24 protein-coding genes and 1 pseudogene are annotated in these 18731 nt (G+C 75.2%); 11 read left to right on the top strand and 14 right to left on the bottom strand.

Annotated elements, in window-relative coordinates; all coding sequences use genetic code 11:
* Nucleotides 1-17: 17 nt before the first annotated feature.
* Nucleotides 18-377, bottom strand: coding sequence for a hypothetical protein (locus ACWPWV_RS06680; RefSeq protein ID WP_454042150.1), 360 nt, complete (start codon nucleotides 375-377; stop codon nucleotides 18-20).
* A gap of 116 nt (nucleotides 378-493) precedes the next feature.
* Here ACWPWV_RS06680 and ACWPWV_RS06675 point away from each other — a divergent pair, with 116 nt between their 5' ends.
* Nucleotides 494-916: a VOC family protein gene (locus ACWPWV_RS06675; RefSeq protein ID WP_454042824.1), complete on the top strand. Its 423-nt coding sequence runs from the start codon at nucleotides 494-496 to the stop codon at nucleotides 914-916.
* Between the two features lie 60 nt (nucleotides 917-976).
* On the opposite strand, the pseudogene clpX reads toward ACWPWV_RS06675, so the two are convergent.
* The 4 genes and pseudogenes from clpX to ACWPWV_RS06655 form a co-directional block, all read right to left on the bottom strand.
* A pseudogene (gene clpX, locus ACWPWV_RS06670) lies at nucleotides 977-2316 on the bottom strand (ATP-dependent Clp protease ATP-binding subunit ClpX); the annotation flags it as partial.
* A complete protein-coding gene (gene zapE / locus ACWPWV_RS06665) occupies nucleotides 2247-3587 on the bottom strand; it encodes a cell division protein ZapE (protein WP_454042149.1) in 1341 nt (446 codons plus the stop codon). The pseudogene clpX and the gene zapE, both read right to left, overlap by 70 nt.
* A 9-nt stretch (nucleotides 3588-3596) precedes the next feature.
* Nucleotides 3597-4541, bottom strand: coding sequence for a permease prefix domain 1-containing protein (locus tag ACWPWV_RS06660; RefSeq protein ID WP_454042148.1), 945 nt, complete (start codon nucleotides 4539-4541; stop codon nucleotides 3597-3599).
* A complete protein-coding gene (locus tag ACWPWV_RS06655) occupies nucleotides 4538-4882 on the bottom strand; it encodes a PadR family transcriptional regulator (protein WP_454042147.1) in 345 nt (114 codons plus the stop codon). Before ACWPWV_RS06655 ends, ACWPWV_RS06660 begins: the two co-directional genes overlap by 4 nt.
* Before the next feature lie 130 nt (nucleotides 4883-5012).
* Between ACWPWV_RS06655 and ACWPWV_RS06650 the strand changes: the two genes are divergently transcribed.
* The gene (locus tag ACWPWV_RS06650) at nucleotides 5013-5723 is read left to right on the top strand and encodes an iron dependent repressor, metal binding and dimerization domain protein (protein WP_454042146.1); all 711 of its coding nucleotides are present in this window, start codon (nucleotides 5013-5015) and stop codon (nucleotides 5721-5723) included.
* Between the two features lie 37 nt (nucleotides 5724-5760).
* Here the strand turns inward: ACWPWV_RS06650 and sigJ are convergent, their stop codons facing one another.
* The gene (gene sigJ / locus ACWPWV_RS06645) at nucleotides 5761-6618 is read right to left on the bottom strand and encodes an RNA polymerase sigma factor SigJ (protein WP_454042145.1); all 858 of its coding nucleotides are present in this window, start codon (nucleotides 6616-6618) and stop codon (nucleotides 5761-5763) included.
* 61 nt (nucleotides 6619-6679) lie between these two features.
* Between sigJ and ACWPWV_RS06640 the strand changes: the two genes are divergently transcribed.
* On the top strand, nucleotides 6680-7105 hold the full coding sequence (locus tag ACWPWV_RS06640; RefSeq protein ID WP_454042144.1) for a hypothetical protein: 426 nt from the start codon (nucleotides 6680-6682) through the stop codon (nucleotides 7103-7105).
* A complete protein-coding gene (locus ACWPWV_RS06635; RefSeq protein ID WP_454042143.1) occupies nucleotides 7102-7845 on the top strand; it encodes an SDR family oxidoreductase in 744 nt (247 codons plus the stop codon). The genes ACWPWV_RS06640 and ACWPWV_RS06635 overlap by 4 nt, the downstream gene beginning before the upstream one ends.
* Before the next feature lie 110 nt (nucleotides 7846-7955).
* Here the strand turns inward: ACWPWV_RS06635 and ACWPWV_RS06630 are convergent, their stop codons facing one another.
* Nucleotides 7956-8579 (bottom strand): superoxide dismutase, encoded by a 624-nt coding sequence (locus ACWPWV_RS06630; RefSeq protein WP_454042142.1) that lies wholly within the window; start codon nucleotides 8577-8579, stop codon nucleotides 7956-7958.
* A 155-nt stretch (nucleotides 8580-8734) separates the two neighbouring features.
* Between ACWPWV_RS06630 and ACWPWV_RS06625 the strand changes: the two genes are divergently transcribed.
* From ACWPWV_RS06625 to arfB, 4 genes are all read left to right on the top strand, one after another.
* Nucleotides 8735-9100 (top strand): iron chaperone, encoded by a 366-nt coding sequence (locus ACWPWV_RS06625; RefSeq protein WP_454042141.1) that lies wholly within the window; start codon nucleotides 8735-8737, stop codon nucleotides 9098-9100.
* Between the two features lie 73 nt (nucleotides 9101-9173).
* The gene (locus tag ACWPWV_RS06620; protein WP_454042140.1) at nucleotides 9174-9821 is read left to right on the top strand and encodes a SigE family RNA polymerase sigma factor; all 648 of its coding nucleotides are present in this window, start codon (nucleotides 9174-9176) and stop codon (nucleotides 9819-9821) included.
* A complete protein-coding gene (locus ACWPWV_RS06615) occupies nucleotides 9818-10579 on the top strand; it encodes a hypothetical protein (RefSeq protein WP_454042139.1) in 762 nt (253 codons plus the stop codon). The genes ACWPWV_RS06620 and ACWPWV_RS06615 overlap by 4 nt, the downstream gene beginning before the upstream one ends.
* Before the next feature lie 46 nt (nucleotides 10580-10625).
* A complete protein-coding gene (gene arfB, locus ACWPWV_RS06610; protein WP_454042138.1) occupies nucleotides 10626-11063 on the top strand; it encodes an alternative ribosome rescue aminoacyl-tRNA hydrolase ArfB in 438 nt (145 codons plus the stop codon).
* Nucleotides 11064-11071: 8 nt separating this feature from the next.
* Here the strand turns inward: arfB and ACWPWV_RS06605 are convergent, their stop codons facing one another.
* A complete protein-coding gene (locus tag ACWPWV_RS06605) occupies nucleotides 11072-11701 on the bottom strand; it encodes a putative glycolipid-binding domain-containing protein (RefSeq protein ID WP_454042137.1) in 630 nt (209 codons plus the stop codon).
* A 55-nt stretch (nucleotides 11702-11756) separates the two neighbouring features.
* On the bottom strand, nucleotides 11757-12674 hold the full coding sequence (locus ACWPWV_RS06600; protein ID WP_454042136.1) for an ArgP/LysG family DNA-binding transcriptional regulator: 918 nt from the start codon (nucleotides 12672-12674) through the stop codon (nucleotides 11757-11759).
* A gap of 69 nt (nucleotides 12675-12743) precedes the next feature.
* Here ACWPWV_RS06600 and ACWPWV_RS06595 point away from each other — a divergent pair, with 69 nt between their 5' ends.
* Nucleotides 12744-13403: a LysE/ArgO family amino acid transporter gene (locus ACWPWV_RS06595; protein ID WP_454042135.1), complete on the top strand. Its 660-nt coding sequence runs from the start codon at nucleotides 12744-12746 to the stop codon at nucleotides 13401-13403.
* 8 nt (nucleotides 13404-13411) lie between these two features.
* On the opposite strand, the gene ACWPWV_RS06590 is transcribed toward ACWPWV_RS06595, so the two are convergent.
* Nucleotides 13412-14284 carry a hydrolase gene (locus ACWPWV_RS06590; RefSeq protein ID WP_454042134.1) on the bottom strand — a complete coding sequence of 291 codons (873 nt, stop codon included), beginning with the start codon at nucleotides 14282-14284 and terminating at the stop codon, nucleotides 13412-13414.
* Nucleotides 14285-14349: 65 nt separating this feature from the next.
* Between ACWPWV_RS06590 and ACWPWV_RS06585 the strand changes: the two genes are divergently transcribed.
* A complete protein-coding gene (locus ACWPWV_RS06585) occupies nucleotides 14350-15201 on the top strand; it encodes a DNA/RNA non-specific endonuclease (RefSeq protein WP_454042133.1) in 852 nt (283 codons plus the stop codon).
* 126 nt (nucleotides 15202-15327) lie between these two features.
* Nucleotides 15328-16305 (top strand): LacI family DNA-binding transcriptional regulator, encoded by a 978-nt coding sequence (locus ACWPWV_RS06580; RefSeq protein ID WP_454042132.1) that lies wholly within the window; start codon nucleotides 15328-15330, stop codon nucleotides 16303-16305.
* A gap of 22 nt (nucleotides 16306-16327) precedes the next feature.
* On the opposite strand, the gene ACWPWV_RS06575 is transcribed toward ACWPWV_RS06580, so the two are convergent.
* From ACWPWV_RS06575 to ACWPWV_RS06560, 4 genes are all read right to left on the bottom strand, one after another.
* A complete protein-coding gene (locus tag ACWPWV_RS06575; RefSeq protein WP_454042131.1) occupies nucleotides 16328-16858 on the bottom strand; it encodes a hypothetical protein in 531 nt (176 codons plus the stop codon).
* A 42-nt stretch (nucleotides 16859-16900) separates the two neighbouring features.
* On the bottom strand, nucleotides 16901-17362 hold the full coding sequence (locus ACWPWV_RS06570; protein WP_454042130.1) for an SRPBCC domain-containing protein: 462 nt from the start codon (nucleotides 17360-17362) through the stop codon (nucleotides 16901-16903).
* Nucleotides 17363-17415: 53 nt separating this feature from the next.
* On the bottom strand, nucleotides 17416-17751 hold the full coding sequence (locus ACWPWV_RS06565) for an ArsR/SmtB family transcription factor (protein ID WP_454042129.1): 336 nt from the start codon (nucleotides 17749-17751) through the stop codon (nucleotides 17416-17418).
* Nucleotides 17752-17852: 101 nt separating this feature from the next.
* The gene (locus ACWPWV_RS06560; protein ID WP_454042128.1) at nucleotides 17853-18509 is read right to left on the bottom strand and encodes a hypothetical protein; all 657 of its coding nucleotides are present in this window, start codon (nucleotides 18507-18509) and stop codon (nucleotides 17853-17855) included.
* Nucleotides 18510-18731: the final 222 nt, after the last annotated feature.

Raw genomic sequence — 18731 nt, 5'->3', positions numbered from 1 at the left:
CGGCCCGTCGGAGCCCGTCAGTCTTCACGGGGTGCGGCGTCGGCACGGGCGTCGTCCGACCGGGCGGCGTCCGACCGGGCGCGGAGCATGCTCGCCACGTCCGCGAGCGCGCTGCCGACCGGACGCGGTGCGCGGTCGGGACGCAGGTACCTCGCGTCGTCGGGCGGGACGCCGATCTCGCGTGCCTCGTCAGCGGCCGTCGGCGGAGGCTCGTCGACCGGGCGGTGCGAGGGCCCGCCGTCGTCCACCGTGCGGGAGCGCCACGCGACCGTGGCGGCCACGAGCCGGCGGTAGACGCCCGCGTCGAGCGGGTCGCGCAGCCACGCGTCCGCCGCCTCGGCGACGTGCTGCGCGAGCCGTGCCTCCGCGTCCGTCACGTCCGTACCTCCCGCTCGCTCCGCGTCTGTCCCGGGTCCCATCCTCACCCCGGAGGGTGTCGACGTGCTTGCGAGCGCGCGAGCGGCGTCGGACCGTGGGGTCGGAGGTGGTCACCGTGGCCGAGGCCCGTCCCCGGATCGCCCAGGTCGTGCTCGACACGACGGACGCTCGGGCGCTCGCGGAGTTCTACCGCGAGCTGTTCGGGCTCGGGTACCGGGCGGGCGACGAGCCGCCACCGCCCGGCGAACCCGACCCGGCGGGCGCCGACTGGCTCGTGCTGCGGGCCGCGCCCGGCGGCGTCCAGCTCGCGTTCCAGCAGGTCGAGACGCTCGCCCCGTCGACGTGGCCCGACGCCGACGTGCCGCAGCAGCTCCACCTCGACTGCACGGTGCCCGACGTCGCGGAGCTCGACCGCCAGCACGAGCGCGCCCTCGCGCTCGGCGCTCGGCTCCTGCACGACCGCTCGGACGACCCCGACGAGCCGCTGCGCGTCTACGCGGACCTCGCGGGTCACCCGTTCTGCCTGTTCGTCGGCTGAGCGGGCGGCACGTGGCCCGGCGCGCCGGCCCGTGGACCTAGGCGGACTTCTCGCGGGGGTGCGGGTGCGGGTCGTGGCGCGCGGCACGATGGTCGGGTTGACGTTGTCGAGCACGACCTCACGGGTGATCACGACCCGCTCCACGTCATCGCGCGACGGCACGTCGAACATCACCTGCTGCAGCACCTCCTCCATGATCGCGCGCAGCCCCCGCCCCCGTCCCGCGCAGCAACGCCTGCTCCGCGACCGCCTCCACCGCGGTGTCGGTGAACTCCAGGCTCCACCCCGTCGATCGCGAACATCCGCTGGTACTGACGCACCAACGCGTTCCTCGGCTGGGTCAAGATCCGCACCAACGCCTCCGCGTCCAACGCCCCCACCGACGCGATCACCGGAAGACGCCCGATGAACTCCGGGATCAACCCGTACCGGTGCAGGTCCTCCGGACGCACCTGCGCGAACAGGTCCTCCCCCGCCCCCGTGTCGATCGGCGCACCGAACCCCACCCCACGCTTGCGCGCCCGCGCCGCCACGATGTCGTCCAACCCCGCGAACGCCCCCGCCACGATGAACAGCACGTTCGACGTGTCCACCTGGATGAACTCCTGGTGCGGGTGCTTGCGCCCACCCTGCGGCGGCACCGACGCGCTCGTGCCCTCGATGATCTTCAACAACGCCTGCTGCACACCCTCACCCGACACGTCCCGGGTGATCGACGGGTTCTCCGCCTTCCTGGCCACCTTGTCGATCTCGTCGATGTAGATGATCCCCTGCTCGGCCTTCTTCACGTCGAAGTCCGCCGCCTGCACCAGGCTTTCAACAAGATGTTCTCCACGTCCTCACCGACATACCCCGCCTCGGTGAGCGCCGTCGCGTCCGCGATCGCGAACGGCACGTTCAACATCCGCGCCAACGTCTGCGCCAGATACGTCTTGCCCGTCCCCGTCGGACCGATCAACAAGATGTTCGACTTCGCCAGGCTCCACGTCGTCGAGGCCGTCGCCCGGCTCTGCCACGGCCTCTCCCGCGGCCTCGGCCGCCTCGGCGGCGGCCGCCGCGGCGCGGATCCGCTTGTAGTGGTTGTGGACGGCGACGGCGAGAGCGCGCTTGGCGCCGTCCTGCCCCACGACGTAGGTGCTGAGGTGCGCGAAGATCTCGTGCGGGGTCGGCAGGCGCCCGTCGCCCGTGACGACGTCCTGGTTCTCCGGCTCGCGGTCCTCGTCGACCATCTCCAGGCACAGCGCGACGCACTCGTCGCAGATGAAGACCCCCGCCGGCCCGGCGATCAGCCTCTTGACCTGCTTCTGCGACTTCCCGCAGAACGAGCAGGTCAGGGTGTCGGCGGATCGGGGGCGGCGCGAGCGGTCGTCGCCCGTGCCGCTGCCGTCACTGGGTGCCACGAGTACCTCCGGTCGGGGTGGGTGCCGCGTCGGGGCCGATCGTAGCCCTCGCCACCCACCCCCAGGTCCGTGCAGGCGTCGAGGAGCTGGAGGCGGCTCGCCGTGCGGAACGCGTCGGGCCGGTCCGTGCGCGCGGCGAGGAACGTCCCGCGGTCGTACGGCGACGTCACCACGAGCTCGACGTCCGCGTCGCACACCACGTCCACGACGGCGACGAGCCGCTGCTGGGCCTCGCGGTCGACCGCGGTGAGGAGCGGGACGCCGGTGACGACCCACCGGGGGAACCGGGCGGCCCAGTCGAGGTACTCGAGGGTCGACGTCGCACGGGTCGCCAGGTCCTCGAACGTCACCCAGAGCTCCGCCGGCCCGTCGTGGTGCTCCTCGCGTGCGGCGGACACCGTGAAGGTGCGCGACCCGGAGCGCAGGCGCGTCGCCTCTGCGAGACCAGGGGCGTGCAGGCCCCGCGCGGCGAGCTGCGCCGTCGTGCCCGGTGCGAGCCACGCGCCCGCGGCGAAGCCGGTGCGCCCGCGCCCGCCGAGAGAGCGGTAGTCGGTCGGGCCGGCGAGCTCGACGACGTCGAGGTGCTCGCGCAGGAGCGCGATGCCCGGCTCGGCGAGGTGGTGCCAGAGCGGGTTCGGCAGGAGCGTGGCGGGCGCGTCGTTCGACGTCGCGAGCACCACGACGCCCGCCTCGAACGCCCGGCGCAGGAGCCGGGTGAGGAGGGTCGCGTCACCGGGGTCGTGCAGGTGGAGCTCGTCGAGGTAGAGCAGCGTCGTGCCGCGCAGGAGGTCGTCGATCGCGGCGTCGACCGCGCTCGGCAGCGGGTCGGGGCTCTGGTCGGGTTCGGGGGCGTGCCACGCCTGGTCCGCCGGGCGGGTGCGCCACCCGCGGGTCGGGCCGTCGTGCCCGACGGCGGTGCGCGGCCCCGTGGCGGCCGCCGCCCGGCGCGCGTGGATCGCGGCGTGCAGCTCGCGGAAGAGGACGTACACGTGGACGCGCTGGGTCCCGCCGTCGGCGAGCTCGGCCGAGAGCGCCGTGAAGAACGCCCCGGCGAGCCACGACTTGCCCCGTCCCGGCGGCCCCCACACGTACAGGCCGCGCCGGTCCGGGCGCGGTGCGGTGCGGCGCCGGGGACCGGGGCGGAGAAGCCCGGCGGCGACCTGGAGGAGCCGCGCCAGGACGTCGCGCTGACCGGGGTCGAGCGTGAAGCCGTCGCGCGTGGACGCCGCCTCGACCCCGTCGCGGACGCGGTCGAGGCGGCGCGAGGTCACCGGCACAGCCTAGGCGCGGCGCGCGCGGAGGGCCTTCACCCAGCCGTCCACGACGTCCCACCCGCAGATCACCACGACGCTCGCGACGATCACGGGCGTGAGCCAGGTGAGCGAGTCGCCCCCCGACGCCTCGAGGAACGCCGGGTTGACGAGCCGGTCGTTCGTCGCGAGCCAGACCGTCGGGACGGCGAACACCACGGCGGAGACGGTGTTGAGCGTCGCGAGACCCACGGTCCACCGGCCGCGTGCGTACGTGACGATCGCGATGACGGCGTCGACCGCGACCACGGCGAGGAAGAGGACGACCCACCCCGGCCACAGGCCGGGGTCGAGCACGGGGATCGGCGCGCCGTCGGCCGTGTGGAACCACGACACGGACCGCTGGAGGAACAGCGCGGCCACGACGAGGGCGAGGAGGCCGACGGACGCGACGGTGTCGGCGAGGCTCACCTCGCGGCGCTCGCGCACGTCGGGCAGGCGGTCGACCGTCCACGGGCCGGTGAGGTCGTCGGCGCGGCCGTGGCCGGTGCGCTCGAGGATCGCGAAGACGAGCGTGGTCCAGAAGGCGATCTGCAGCGCCACGGAGGCGGCCGTCCAGATCCCCGACCAGATCGCGGTGCCCACGGGGTCGCCGTCGAACAGCCCGACCCCGAGGACGACGGCGCCCGGGACCGGGGCCACCCACAGGAGCGTCGTGAGCAGGCGCCACCAGGTGAGGTAGAGCCCGGGGCCGATGAGCTGGAGCGGCCGGCCCGCCAGGCCCGCCGCGAGCCGGTCGGGGTCACCGAGGTCGGTGAGCACCGCCGTCTCGGCAGACTCCGGGTCGACGCCCGTCTCGACCTGGGCGTCGACGGCGTCCGCGATGGACGTGCGCAGCTCGTCCTCGATGTCGCCGTGCTGCTCGGCGGGGATGCGGCGCAGGGTCGCCGCGACGTAGCGGTCGGTGAGCGTCATGACCGGCCTTTCTCGGTGTCGATGGTCTGGAGGTGACGGGCGACGGACGTCCACTCGTCGAGCAGCGTGCGCGCGAGCCGCTCGCCGTCGGGGGACGTCCGGTAGAACTTGCGCGGCCGGGCCTCGTCGGTGTTCCACTCGCTGACGAGCAGGCCCTGCTTCTCGAGCCGCCGCAGGAGGGGGTAGAGCGTGTTGGCGTCGACGGGCAGGTCGGCCGCGGCGAGGGACTCGAGCAGCCCGTACCCGTAGCCCGGTGTGCGCAGCATCAGCAGGCTCGCGACGACGACGGAGCCGCGCCGCACCTCCTGGCTGTGTCCTGCGGAGATCTCTGGATCGATCATGTGTCACACCATAGTGTGCGTCACACAGTATGCGCAAGGGACACAACATCGTGTCCGCGCCGAGCGGCTAGACTGGAACGGTTCCAGAGAAGAGTTCTTCGTACCGCCGCGCGCCGCCCCGGGAGGCCTCGTGACCGACCTGATCGACACCACCGAGATGTACCTGAAGTCGATCTACGAGCTGCAGGAGGAGGGCATCCCGCCGCTGCGCGCCCGGATCGCCGAGCGGCTCGGGCACTCCGGCCCCACGGTGTCGCAGACAGTCGCCCGCATGGAGCGCGACGGGCTCGTCGTCGTCGGCGGCGACCGCCAGCTCGAGCTCACGCCGCTCGGCCACCAGACCGCCGTCCGCGTCATGCGCAAGCACCGCCTCGCCGAGCGGCTGCTCACTGACGTCATCAAGCTCGACTGGGAGCAGGTGCACACCGAGGCCTGCCGCTGGGAGCACGTCATGAGCGACCTCGTCGAGGAGCGTCTCATCGGGCTGCTCGACCACCCCGCGCACGACCCCTACGGCAACCCCATCCCGGGTCTGCGCGAGCTGGGCGAGGACCTGCCGGAGGTCGAGTACCTCGACGGCGTCTCGTCGCTGCCCGCGCACCTCGCCGCGCACGGCGTGCGGTCGGGCCAGCAGGCGCGCGTCGTCCTGCAGCGCATCGCCGAGCCGATCCAGGTCGACGTCGAGCTGCTCGCGCGGTTCGTCGAGGCGGGGGTCTTCCCGCGGCGGACGCTCGTCGTCGAGCCCGCGGCCGGTGGCGTGACCGTGTCGGGTGACGGCGCGGACGTCGTGCTCGACCTGCCCGACGACGTCGCGCGCCACCTCTTCGTCACGGCGGACTGACCGCCGCTGCCGGCGGACCGACCGCCGCCGCGGCGGGTCAGCGGACCCAGGCGCCGAGCTTCTCCGGGTTCAGCACCAGCCAGACGTCCGAGACGACACCGTCGGCGACGCCGAGGTTCGCCACCCCGACAACGACGCCGTCCCGCTCCAGCACGAGGCCGGTCCCGTCGCCGGTCGCGCGCTCCGAGACGGTCGTCCCGTGGCTCTTCGCGATCGCGCCGAGCAGGAAGCGCGCCACCGGGTCCGCACCGAGCACCGGACGGCGCGCGGCGCTGACCAGGCCGCCGCCGTCGGACCGCAGCTCGACCGCGGGGTCGAGCACGGCGAGGAGGGCCGCCAGGTCGCCCCCGCGGCACGCGGCGACGAAGGTGCGCACCACCTCGTCGTGCCGGCTCCGCGGGGTGGACACCGCCCGTCCCGAGCGGATGCGGCGCCGCGCCGACGCGGCGAGCTGCCGGCACGCGTCGGGCGAGCGGCCCACGACGTCGGCTATCTCGGCGTAGGGGACCGCGAACACCTCGTGCAGCACGTAGGCGACGCGCTCCGCGGGCGTCAGCGTCTCGAGCACGACGAGCAGCGCGGTGCTCACCGACTCGTCGAGGCTGACCTGCTCGAGCGGGTCCGGGGAGCCGGGGTCGTGAGCCGGGAGAGGCTCGGGAAGCCACTCGCCCACGTAGCTCTCGCGCCGCCGGCGCGCGGAGCCGAGCAGATCGAGGCAGACCCGTCCGGCGACGCGCGTGAGCCACGCGCGCGGCTCGAGGATCGCGGCGCGCTCGTCGTCGCTCAGCCGGTAGTAGCGCAGGTAGGTCTCCTGGACGGCGTCCTCGGCGTCGGCGGCCGTGCCGAGCATGCGGTACGCCACGCCGAAGAGGTGCCGGCGCTCGGAGGGATCCACCCCGACATCCTCTCCTGCCGCGCCGACCTCACGTTCGCGGGCCCTGTCTCGTCAGACGTGCATGACCCTCACCACCCGCCGCGTCCTGCTGCTGGCGACCGCGCTCATCGGTGCCGTCGTCGGAGCGTGGGCGGCCTTCCTGCCCGTCTCCTTCTACGACTCGTTCCCAGGGCTCGGTCGCATCTGGATCTCGGTCGACGGCCCCTTCAACGAGCACCTCGTCCGCGACGTCGGCGCGCTCTACCTCGGCCTCGCCGCAGCGAGCGTGGCCGCGTCGTTCTCCCGGACGCCCGACGCCGGGCGCGTCGTCGGCGTCGCGTGGGCCGTGTTCGGGCTCCCGCACCTCGTCTACCACCTGGGGGAGCTGGGCTCGTTCGGGCCCGTCGACGCGATCGGCAACGTGGTGACGCTCGGCGGGAGCCTCCTGCTGGGCGTGCTGCTCATGCTCCCCGGGCGCCCGGCCCGCACGCGGGAGGTGGCGGCATGACCACGGTCGCGGTCGCCGGCGGGACCGGCACGGTCGGGCGTCCCGTCGTGGCCCGGCTGCAGGAGCTCGGCCACGACGTGCGGGTGCTCAGCCGCGCGGAGGGCGTCGACCTGGTCGCAGGCCCGGGCGTGGACCTGCGCGGCGTCGACGCGGTGATCGACGTCAGCAACGTCACGACGCTCTCCGCGCGCCGGTCCACGGCGTTCTTCGAGGCCGCCACCGGGGCCCTGCTCGCGGCGGGGCTGCGCGACGGGGTGCGGCACCACGTCGTGCTCTCGATCGTCGGCATCGAGGCGGCGCCCGGCGGGTACTACGCCGGCAAGCTCGCGCAGGAGCGCGCGGTGCGCGCGGGCTCGGTGCCGTGGAGCATCCTGCGGGCGACGCAGTTCCACGAGTTCGCCGCGCAGACCGTGCGGCAGACGGCGATCGGGCCGGTCGTGCTCGTGCCGCGGATGCGCACGCAGCCGGTCTCGACGCGCGAGCTCGCCGTGGTGCTCGTCGACCGCGCGCTCGGGGATCCCGTGGGGGACGCCGGTGAGCTCGCGGGACCGCAGGAGGAGCGCCTCGCCGACATGGTCCGGGCCTACGTCGCGGCGGCGCGACGCGGTGGCCGCGTGCTGGAGGTCCCGTTCCCCGGCCGCTTCGGCCGGGCGATGGTGCGCGGCGACCTGCTTCCCGGACCGGGAGCGACCCTCGCGACGGAGACCTTCGCCCAGTGGCTCGCGCAACGTCCGGTCTGAACCCGCGGGGGGCACGCGAGCGCTGCCGAGAACGTCCTGGGGGCCGTTATCCGATGGATAGCGGCCCCCAGGACGTTCTCGTCGTCAGGCGGTGTCGCCTGGCGGTGTGCTCAGGGGACGATGAGCCCGGCGGTCTGGGTGCGGGCGCGCTGGAGGCGGGCCTCGGCGTCGGTCCAGCTGACGAGGTTCCACCAGGCGGTGACGTAGTCGGCGCGCACGTTCTGGTAGTCGAGGTAGTAGGCGTGCTCCCACACGTCGAGCAGGACGATCGGGGTCAGGCCGAGGGGGATGTTGCCCTGCTGGTCGTAGAGCTGGACGGTAATGAGCTTCTGGCCGATGGAGTCCCAGGCGAGGATGGCCCAGCCGGAGCCCTGGACGCCTGCGGCGACGGCGGCGAACTGCTTCTTGAAGGCGTCGAAGGAGCCGAAGTGCTCGTCGATCGCGGCGCCGATCTCGCCGGTGGGCTCGCCGCCGCCCTCGGGGGAGAGGTTGGTCCAGAAGGCGGAGTGGTTGACGTGGCCGCCGAGGTTGAACGCGAGGTTCTTCTCGTGGAGGTTGATCGCGGCGAAGTCGCCGGACTCGCGGGCCTCGGCGAGCTTGTCCAGGGCGGTGTTGGCGCCGGTGACGTAGGCCTGGTGGTGCTTGGAGTGGTGCAGCTCCATGATCCGCCCGGAGATGTGCGGCTCCAGCGCACCGTAGTCGTAGGACAGCTCGGGCAGCGTGTAGACAGGCATGGTTCCTCAGGTTCCTTCCGTCGGTGTCCTGCCACGCTAGGACCTCGACCACGGTTGAGGTCAAGCGCGACGCGGTGTGATCTCGCAGGTCGGGCGCGCTGCGAGCCGGGTCCCCTCGACGCGCGCACCCGCGGGCGGCGCGCGAGCATGGCCTGATGGGGACCGTCACCGACTACCTCGCCGACCTCGCCGAGCCGGAGCGCGGAGCCCTCGAGCACGTCGTCGCCCTCGCGCGGGAGACGGTGCCTGGCGCCGAGGAGGGCACCGGCTACGGCATGCCCGCGCTGACGTACCGCGGCAGGCCGCTGCTCAGCGCCGTCCGCGCGGCGAAGCACCTCGCGGTGTACCCGTTCAGCCCGGCCGCGGTCGCCGCGGTCGTCCCGCGCCTCGACGGCTGGTCGCACGCCAAGGGCACGATCCGGTTCAGCGCGGACCATCCCCTCCCCGACGACGTCGTGCGCGCCCTCGTCGCGGCCCGCGTCGCCGAGATCGAGGACGCCCTCGGTCCGCCGTCGGGCTGATAGGTGGCGGACGGAACCTCCCGGCCCCCCGCTGCGTCTACGTCGTCATGAGACCGAGATCCGGAGACGTCGGGTGAGCGAGGGGGACGGGCCGCCGGTGGTCGTCGTCGCGGGCGGTGGACGCGCGACGGCCCGCGACGAGTTCACGGCGTTCGTCCGCGAGCACGCCGCGACCCTCTACCGCGTCGCCTACATGCTCTGCGGCGACCAGCACCGTGCGCAGGACCTCGTGCAGCAGACGCTCGAGCGCACGTACCGCTCGTGGGGCAGGGTGCGTGACGGCTCGCCGCTGGCCTACTCGCGGACCGTCCTCATGAACCTGCGCGTCGACACGTGGCGGCGGACCCGCCGCGAGCGCGCGGTCGACCCCCAGGACCTCGTGGACCTCACCGACGAGGGCCGCCCGACCGGTGCCTCAGCACGGGTCGCGCCCGCGCCCGACACGCAGGTAGGGGAGCGCGACCGGGTCGTCCGGGCGCTCGCGGAGCTGCCGGTCAAGCAGCGGCGCGTCGTGGTGCTGCGCTTCCTCCTCGACCTCGGGGAGGCCGAGACCGCGCAGACCCTGGGAGTCCCGGCGGGGACCGTCAAGTCCCAGGCGTCGCGCGGGCTCGCGCGGCTGCGGGTCCTCCTCGGGGAGCCGGACGACGGCCCGGGCGCAACCTCACCCACCATCACCGCGTCGGCCGCAGGGATGCCCGCCAGCGAGAGGGGATCGTCATGACCCGCACCGACCCGTTCCTCGACCGTCTGCACGACGTCGTCGGGACGGTCGACGTGCCGGAGCTCGACCCGGACGCGATGGCCGACCGTGCTGTGCGGATTGTGCGTGCACGCCGGATGGCGGCCGGTGGGGCCCTCGCGGCGGTCGTCGTCGCCGCCGTCGTGATCTTCTCCTCGGTCGCCGACCGGCTCGACGGTGCGCCGCTCCCGGGGCCGGCGGCCACCCCGACCGCGTCGCCGCTCGGCCCGGAGCCTCCGGGCGAGGTCCTCACCGCCGCGCTGCCGCGCGTGGAGGGCGTCGTGCCCGGCGTCCCCGACGGCTGGGAGCCGCAGGAGATCGCCGGGCTGACGTACGCGATGCCGCCGTCGTGGACGCCGGACCCGGATCCCGCGCGGAGCGGCCCGAGATACCAGAGGTGGGTCGGCGGGGAGGAGGACGCCCTCGGCGCGGCCGAGCCCGCGATGCTCGAGGCCTCGTTCGCCGCCGGGTACGCCACGTGGGAGGTGCCCGACGACGCCTACGTGGCCGAGGCGGAGAGGACGTGGGATGCGACCGTCGAGACGGTCGACGTCACCGGTGCGGACTACGTCCTCGTCGAGCGCCAGCCCTTCTCCTCCGACGGCGCGTCCGCCGTCCAGGTCCAGGTCGCGCTGCGTGAGGCGGACGGACCCGGTTACAACCTCCTCTTCTGGGTGCCGGACTCCCCGCGCGGGGAGGAGCTCGTGCGGGGGTTCCTCGGGTCGCTGGGCTTCGCCTGACAGGCCGTGCACGCGGGCGGCGCGGGTGCACGGGCATGATGGTCCCGTGCCCGACGACGCCCGCCCCGGTCTGCGCGTGACGCCCGCCCTGGTCGTCCCGGAGGCCGAGCTGTCCTGGCGCTTCTCGCGGTCGTCGGGCCCGGGCGGTCAGGGCGTCAACACCGCGGACTCGCGCGTCGAGCTGTCGTGGGACGTCGCGGGCTCGGCGGTGCTCTCGGCCGCGCAGCGCGCGCGGATCGAGGAGCGCCTCGGGCGCCGGATGACCGGGGGAGTGCTGACCGTCGCGGCGTCGGAGCACCGCGCGCAGCTGCGGAACAGGGACGCCGCGCGGGTCCGGCTGGCCGCGCTCGTCGCCGACGCGCTCGCGCCGCCCGGGCCGCGCCGGCGCGCGACGCGGCCGACGCGCGGCTCGGTCGAGCGGCGCATCGACGCGAAGAAGCGCCGTGCGGGGGTCAAGCGGATGCGGCGACCGCCCGCGGACTGAGCAGAGGCTCAGGCCCTCCGGGCGAGCTGCGGGTAGTCGACGACGATCCCGTCGGCGTCGACCGTGAGGTCGGCCGTGAAGTCGCGCGTGGCGCTCGTGTACGTCACGGCCCCGCGACCGGTCGCCGCGTCGAGCGGCGAGCGGGCGGCGTAGAGCTGGTCGCTGCGCAGCACCTGGAGCGACGGGACGTCGACCCACGCCATGACGAAGGGCGTCTCGCGCGGCGGGGCGTCGTCCCCGAGGAGACCGAGCCGCAGGATCGGCATCGTGTTCGTCACGGGACACAGCGCGATGTCGCAGTCCACCGCGCCGTCGAGCGCACCCGGGTCGGCGATCCCCGGCGGGGCGAGGCCGGCGGGCGCCCGACCGGACGCCTGGACGTCCGCCTGCCACGCGCCGTCGGGCGACCGGCTCAGCGCCAGGTGGCGCGACCACCCGACGCCGCGCGCCGAGATCTCGAGGCGCTCGGTGACCCAGCCGGGCCCGGTGGTCAGCGCCCACGCCGTGACGTGGCCCGTGGCGCGCGACGTGCCGAGCGCGTCCAGGCGGTTCTCGTGCAGCCTGACGGTCGCCGCCTCGAGGCGGTCCGCGTCGTCGTCCCAGCCGGTCCAGGCGACGTGGCGCGTGGTCGTGGTCATGCGGTCCTCCCGGTTCGTCGTCCGTGCCGCTGCCAGTCTCCGCCGCGCGGGCCTCTCAGGCGAGGGCGGCGCGGGCCGCCCGGGTGACGGCGGCGGCGACCCGGTCGAGCGACGACGAGTGCAGCCGCCACTGCTGCCAGTGCTGCGGCACGTCGACGGCGCTCGCGTCGTCGAACCCGACGAGCCGCCCGCCCCGCTCGCCCGCGGCGCTCTGCAGGTCCGGGAGCATGCCCCACCCCATGCCGTGCTCGATCGCGCGGAGGAACTCGTGCGACGCCGGGACGTAGTGGCGCGGCGGGCCGGGCTCGCCGTCGCCGAGCCGCGCCCGCAGGTAGCGCTCCTGCAGGTCGTCCTTGCGGTCGAACGCGAGCACGGGCGCGACGGCGAGCGCCGCGCGCGTGGGACCGTCGGGGAACCAGCGCTCGACGAACGCCGGGCTCGCCGTCGGGCGGTACCGCATGCGGCCGAGGAGCGTCGACCGGCAGCCCGGCACCGCCTCGGCGACCGACGACACCGCCGCGACGGCCGTCCCGTCGCGCAGCAGGCCGATCGAGTGCTCCTCGTCCTCCCGCAGCACCTGGAGCCGTGCCCAGGCCGACGCCTCGACGAGCGCCGGGAGAGCCCACGTCGTCAGCGCGTCACCCGAGACGACGAGCGTGATCTCGGGGAGCGCCGGGGTGTCGGGTCCGGCGGCCCGGGAGCCCGCAGGGCCGGCGATCCCCAGCTCCGCGAGGACGTCCGCCTGCTGGAGGGCGAGGTGCCGGGCGTGCCGGACGAGCAGCTGACCCGGCGGTGTGAGCTCCGCCGGTCGGCCGCGGCGCACGAGCACCTGCCCGACGGCGGACTCCAGCGCGCGCATGCGCTGGCTCACCGCCGAGGGCGTGACGCCGAGCTCGCGCGCCGCGGCGTCGAACGTGCCCGTCGTGGCGATCGCCTCGAGCGCGCGCAGCTGGTCGGGCTGGAGATCCACCATGAGCGGATCTTACGATCCCCCAGAATCTTTCGCTGTACTGATGGGTGCGGTGCGGCCTAGCGTCGGACCGTGACCGTCCTCGCCCTCGCCCCGCCTCTCGCCGCCGGACTCGGTGCCGGGCTCTCGCTCATCGTCGCGATCGGCGCGCAGAACGCGTTCGTGCTGCGGCAGGGCCTGCGCCGCGAGCACGTCCTGCCCGTCGTCGCGGTGTGCGCGCTGTCGGACCTCGTCCTCATCGCCGCCGGGACGGCCGGTCTCGGCGCCCTCGTCACCGGCGCGCCCGCGCTGCTCACCGGCGTGCGGTGGGCGGGCGGCCTCTTCCTCCTGGCGCTCGCGGCGCTGGCCGCCCGGCGCGCGCTGCGCCCGGGCGGGCTGGACCCCGCGGCGGAGGGCGGAGCGACGACGGCGCGGTCCGCGGTCGGCACGTCCCTCGCCCTGACGTGGCTCAACCCCCACGTCTACCTCGACACCGTGCTCCTTCTCGGCACGCTCGCCGCGGGCTACGCCGCCGCGCACGCCGGGGGCGCGGAGGCCCTCGGGCCCGACGCCGTCCGCTGGCTCTTCGGTGCGGGCGCGGCCGTCGCGAGCCTCGTCTGGTTCGTGGCGCTGGGGTTCGGCGCGCGGCTGCTCGCGCCGGTCTTCGCGCGGCCCGTGGCCTGGCGCGTGCTCGACGGTGCCATCGCCGTCGTCATGGCGGCGATCGGGGTGACGCTGCTCGTGGGGGCCTGACGGGCCCGTCAGGTCAGGTGGTCGAAGTCCCCGCGCACCCACGCGGCGTGCCGCTCGGCCGAGCGCAGCACGACCCCGCGCGCGTCCGCCGGGACGACCTCCTCGAAGTTGTTGTAGAGCCGCTCGAAGGGACGCCGTGCGACGCGCTCGGCGACGCGCTGCGCGACCGCGCCCGACAGCGGGATGCGGTTGGGGTAGGACCGCATGAAGCTCACCGAGACGCGGTCGGGGTTCGCCATGATCGTGTCGCCGCTCAGGAGGACGCCGCGCCCGTCGGCGCCGTCGGCCCAGTGCACGACGGCGCTCCCGGGGAAGTGGCCGCCCGGCTGCGAGAGCACGACCCCCGGCAGGACCTCCCGCTCGCCCGACCACGTCTCGATCGCAGGGTCCGGGCGGGCGACCCACCCGGCGTCCGCCGCGGAGACGAGCACCGGCACGCCCCCGAGCCGGCGGCTCCACTCGACCTGCACGCCGAACATGTGGGGGTGGCTCGCGGCGATCGCGACGACCGGGCCGTGCGCGAGGACCGCGTCCGCCGCGTCGTCGTCCACGAAGCCCAACGGGTCCCACAGGAGGTTGCCGGCTGCGGTCCGCACGAGCTTGGACTGCTGGCCGATCCCGACGCGCGGTGCGCTCGACAGCCCGAGGAGGCCGGGCTCGAGCTCCGTCACCGTGACCCGCTCGCCGCCCGCCGCGAGCTCGGCGAGCGTGGTCCACGCCTGTCCGCTCGCCGGCACCCACTGGCGCTCGTCGGCGCAGATCGCGCAGACGTCGGGGCGCTCCGCGTGCTCGACCCCGCACGTGCGGCAGATCCACCACCCGCCACCGGTCGTGTCGTCGGGCAGGGGGGCTGCGTGGATCTGACCAGGCGTCGTCGGCATGGGTCGTTCCTACCCCCGTCCGCCCACAGGCTGCCACCCGGACGCCCGTGTGGTTGGCTCGGCGCGTGACCCTCGGCCACGACCCGAACTTCCTCGTCGTCCCCGTGCCCCTGCCCCGGGCCGCGCGGCCGCTGCGCGAGCTGCCCTCCACGCACTTCACCGTGCAGCTCGACCCCGCGCGACGCCTCGCCGCCGCCACCGTGGTCGACGTCGACGGTGCGCGGCTCCTCGACCTCCCCCGCGACGACGACTGGCACCTCGACCCCCGCGTGCCCGCGTCCGAGCAGGCCGGGCCGGAGCTGTACGCGGACAACGACCTCGACCGCGGCCACCTCGTCCGGCGCCGCGACCCGGTGTGGGGCGACGCCGAGGTCGCGCGGCGGGCGAACGCCGAGACGTTCGCCTACCCCAACGCCGCACCGCAGGCCGCGCAGTTCAACCAGTCCAAGGAGCTGTGGAACGGTCTCGAGGACCACGTGCTCGACCACGCGGAGGCGCTGCGGGAGCGCCTCGTCGTGCTCACGGGGCCCGTCCTCGCCCCCGAGGACCCCGTGTACCGCGGCGTCGGCATCCCACGGCTGTTCTGGAAGGTCGCGGCGTGGGCGGACGGCCCGGCCGACGCGCCGACCCTCGCGGCGGCCGCGTTCGTGCTCGACCAGACGCCGCAGCTCGACGAGGTCGACCTGCGCGCCGCGGACGCGCGGGCGCTCGCGGCGGGCGACGTCCCGCCGCTCGGCCCGTTCCGCACGTTCCAGGTGCCGGTCGCCGACGTCGAGGCGCTCACGGGCCTGGACCTCGGCCCGCTCGCCGCCGCCGACGTGCTCGCCCCGTCGGCTCCCGCGCCGACCGGCCCCTCGGCCCTCGACCGGGAGCGGTGGACGGAGCTGCACGACCCGGGCGACGTCGTCGTGCGCTGACCGGGCGCCTGTCCGGACCGCCGCTCCGCGACCCGCGTGGAAACGCTTCCACGAACCGGTCGGTAGGCGTTAGCGTGGGTCGTGCGGGTGCCGCCCGTCACCGCCGACCGGGCTGAGGAGTCCCCCATGTCGCCGTCGCAGACGACCCTCGAGGACGTCGCCGCCGCCGCGCGCGTGTCGCGCTCGACGGCCTCGCGCGTGCTGCGCGGGAACGGCCCGGTCTCCGGGACGGCGCGCCAGGCGGTGCTCGACGCCGCCGACCGCCTCGGGTACGTCCCGCACCCCGGCGCCCGCTCGCTCGCCAGCGGGCAGGGCGAGCGCGTGGTCGTGGCGGTGGGCTCGCCGTCGTCGGAGCTCCTCGCCGACCCCTACGTCGCGCGCGTCGTCGCGGCGTCGAGCCGCACGGCCGACACCGAGGGGGTCGGCGTCGCGCTGCGCTGGCTCGGCCGCGACCCCCGGGCGGAGCTCGACCGGCTGGCGCGCGACCCCGGCGTGGGCGGCGTGCTGCTCGTCGACTACTCGGCCGACGTGCTCGCGGTCGTCCCGGCGACACTCGCGCCGCGCGTCGCCGCCATCGGCCCCGCGGACGGGCGCGTGCCCTCGTACGACGTCGACGCGGGCGCCGGGATCGCCGGGCTCGTCGAGCACGTCGTCGCCGGCGGGCGGCGCGACGTCCTCATGCTCTCCGGCCCGCGCTGGCTTCCCGGCACGCGTCGCGCCGTCGCCGCCTACGCGGCGTCGATGGACGCGGCCGGGCTGCCCCGGCGCGTCGTCGCGGCCGACCTCACGGCGTCCGCCGGCGCCGCTGCGGTGCGCGAGGCGCGTCGTCGCTGGCCCGCGACGGACGCCGTCGTGGCCATGAGCGACCTGCTCGCGTTCGGCGCCGTGCGGGCGCTCGCGGAGGACGGTGCCCGCGTGCCCGACGACGTCGCCGTCACCGGGTTCGACGACCACCCGCTCGCGCGCGAGCTCGGCGTGGCGCTCACGACCGCGACGCATCCCGTCGAGCAGATCGCCGCGGCGGCGACCGCCGACCTCCTCGGCCGACGGCGGGGTGACGGACGGACGTTCCCGTCCGTCGTCGTCGTGCGCGCGACCGCGTAGGTCGGGCGGTGCCGGCCGCCCGTCACGGCGCGGGCGCGACGCCGTCGAACGGGGTGATCAGCGACCAGCCCTCGCCCTCGTGCGGGAGCTGGTGGTCGTCCGTGAGGTAGAGGCGGACGGGCCCGTCGACGTCGAGCGGGTCGCCGTCGGGAGAGGCGTCGTCGCCGGTGCACGTCTGCGGCGTGGACGCCACCGCCAGCCGGTCGCCCGTGCGCACCGTCGCCGCGCCGGCCTGCACGACGTCGGTGACCTCCACCTCCCACACGTGCGCGTCCGTGCCGAGCATCCCCCGCGTCCCGTCGGGTCCCAGGACGTCCACGTCGACGACGAGGCGCGCAGCGTCGGCGCGGGCCGCGTCGTCGGGCAGGTCCGCCCAGGACACGCAGGTCTCCCCGGCCGCCGGCTGGCACGCGGCGAGCGCCGGAGCGAGCGCGAGGACGGCGAGTGCGCGTGCCACGCGGCGGCCCGGCGCCGGCCGGTGACCGTGCTCCTCGCGGGCGTCCCGCCGGGCGCCGGTCCCTCGCGTCGTGCCGCGGTGCTCCTCGGAGGTCATGCCTGTCGGTGTCGCGACGCGGCTGATCCTTGCGGAGCGTCGCTACGCCGTGGTGGCGGCGTGCTCCACGAAGGGCTGGAGCACCAGCTCCCAGCCCGTGGCGTAGTGCGTCCGAGCGGCCGCGCCGTCGGCGCGTGCCTCCCAGCCGGAGTGCGTGAGGACGACGACGGTCGCGTCGCCGTCCGACGCGAACGTCACCTCGACACGGGTCGCGGCGTCGGCGCGCTCGCCCGGGTGCCACGTGAACGCGAGCGCGTGGGGCGGGTCCCACCGGGTCACGGTGCCCCAGTCGGTGCTCCCGCCGTCGGCGAGGGTCTCGACGAGACGGGTCGCGCGGCCGTCGGGGTCGCGCTCGAACGCGACCGACGACGACGCGCCGCCGACCGAGAACCCGGCGAGCGGCCACCACGCGCCGACCTCGTCGACGAAGACCGCGAACGCGCGGTCGGGGCGGGCCGGGACGGTGACGGTCTTGACGAGGTCGGGGAGCGGTGCGGTGCTCATGGCGTCCTCCTCGGGCGTCGGTGGCGGGTGCGAGGCTCGGGTCGCCGACCCGATCAGGCCGGCGAGGTCGGTGGGGTGGCGGCCGGCTGCGGCGCGGTGGCGACGTGGCGCGCGTACGCGCCGAGCGCCGTCGTCCACAGGTCGTCGAGCCAGCGCCGCACGTCGTCGGCCCCGGTCGGGTCGAGACGGTAGACGCGACGCGTGCCCACGGCGTCGTGGCGGACGAGCCGCGCGTCCTCGAGCACGCGCAGGTGCTGCGAGACGGCGGGGCGGCTCACGGGGAGGCGGTCCGCGATCTGGCCCACGGACGCGGGCCCGGAACGCAGGTGCTCGAGGATCGCCCGACGGCGCGCGTCGCCGAGGGCGTCCAACGTTCGGTAAGTCAGCACTTACCGAACGCTACGCCCAGGACCGCGGTCCGGCAACGGGGGGCCGGGTTCGCGCCGCGGCCGAGCACGGCTGCGGCGCGGCACCCGTCGCCAGGACGCTGTCAGCCTCCGAGCGTGGCCGGGTCGACGAGCTCGGACTCCGCCGGAGCCTCGATCGTGCCGACCTCGCCCCAGCCGGTCATCTGCAGCGTGGTGCTGCCCCCGGCCATGTCGAAGGACACCTTGCGCATGCGGTCGTCCGCGTCGAGCCAGTAGTGGTAGGTGACCCGCTCCGGGATCATGTCGCGGGCCTGCGCGACCTGGTCGGCCATCGCCCCGGTCACCTTCGTGGTGTCGACGACGACGTCGTAGACGGTCGTCGGGACGCCGTCCACCTCCTCGCTCCCCGTGCTCGCGATGCTGACGATCGCGCCGTCGAGGTCCCGCACGCTCTGCGTCGGGTCGGCCTGCGCCTCGAGCTCTTCGACCATCGGTGCCATCGGGTCCGACGCGTCGGACGGGTCGATGCGGAGGAAGCCGCCACCCGTCGTCTCGCCGAGGTTCATGTAGGCGACCCCGTCGACGTACCGCATCTCGACGCTCCCCTGTCCGGGGATCTCGGTGACCATCACGAGGTCGCTCGACGCCTCGCCGAGGACCATCGAGCCCTCCGCTCGCATCGACTGGCCGCCGGCGTCGACCGACATCGTGAGGTGGACGGACCCCGCCTCCTGGTAGGCCGCCACCAGGCGGGGCGCGAAGTCCTCTGGGCAGCGCACGCGGTCATCGGTGCGCCGAGGATAGCCCCCCCGTGCCGGGTGAGGTCCCGCAGATCCGTGGCGGTGCTCGGGGTGCCGCACTATCGTCGGACTCGCACCTTCCGCCGCGCCGACCCACGCGCGCCACCGCGGCCCGACGCCGACGCCGGGTCGTCACCCGACGCACGCCGCACGGCGTGCGCCGACCGTCTCGCGCCCGGGCCGTCGACGGCCCGCCACGGA

The sequence above is a fragment of the Cellulosimicrobium sp. Marseille-Q8652 genome (assembly GCF_965112045.1).
This window is presented reverse-complemented; position numbering and strand designations above follow the sequence as displayed.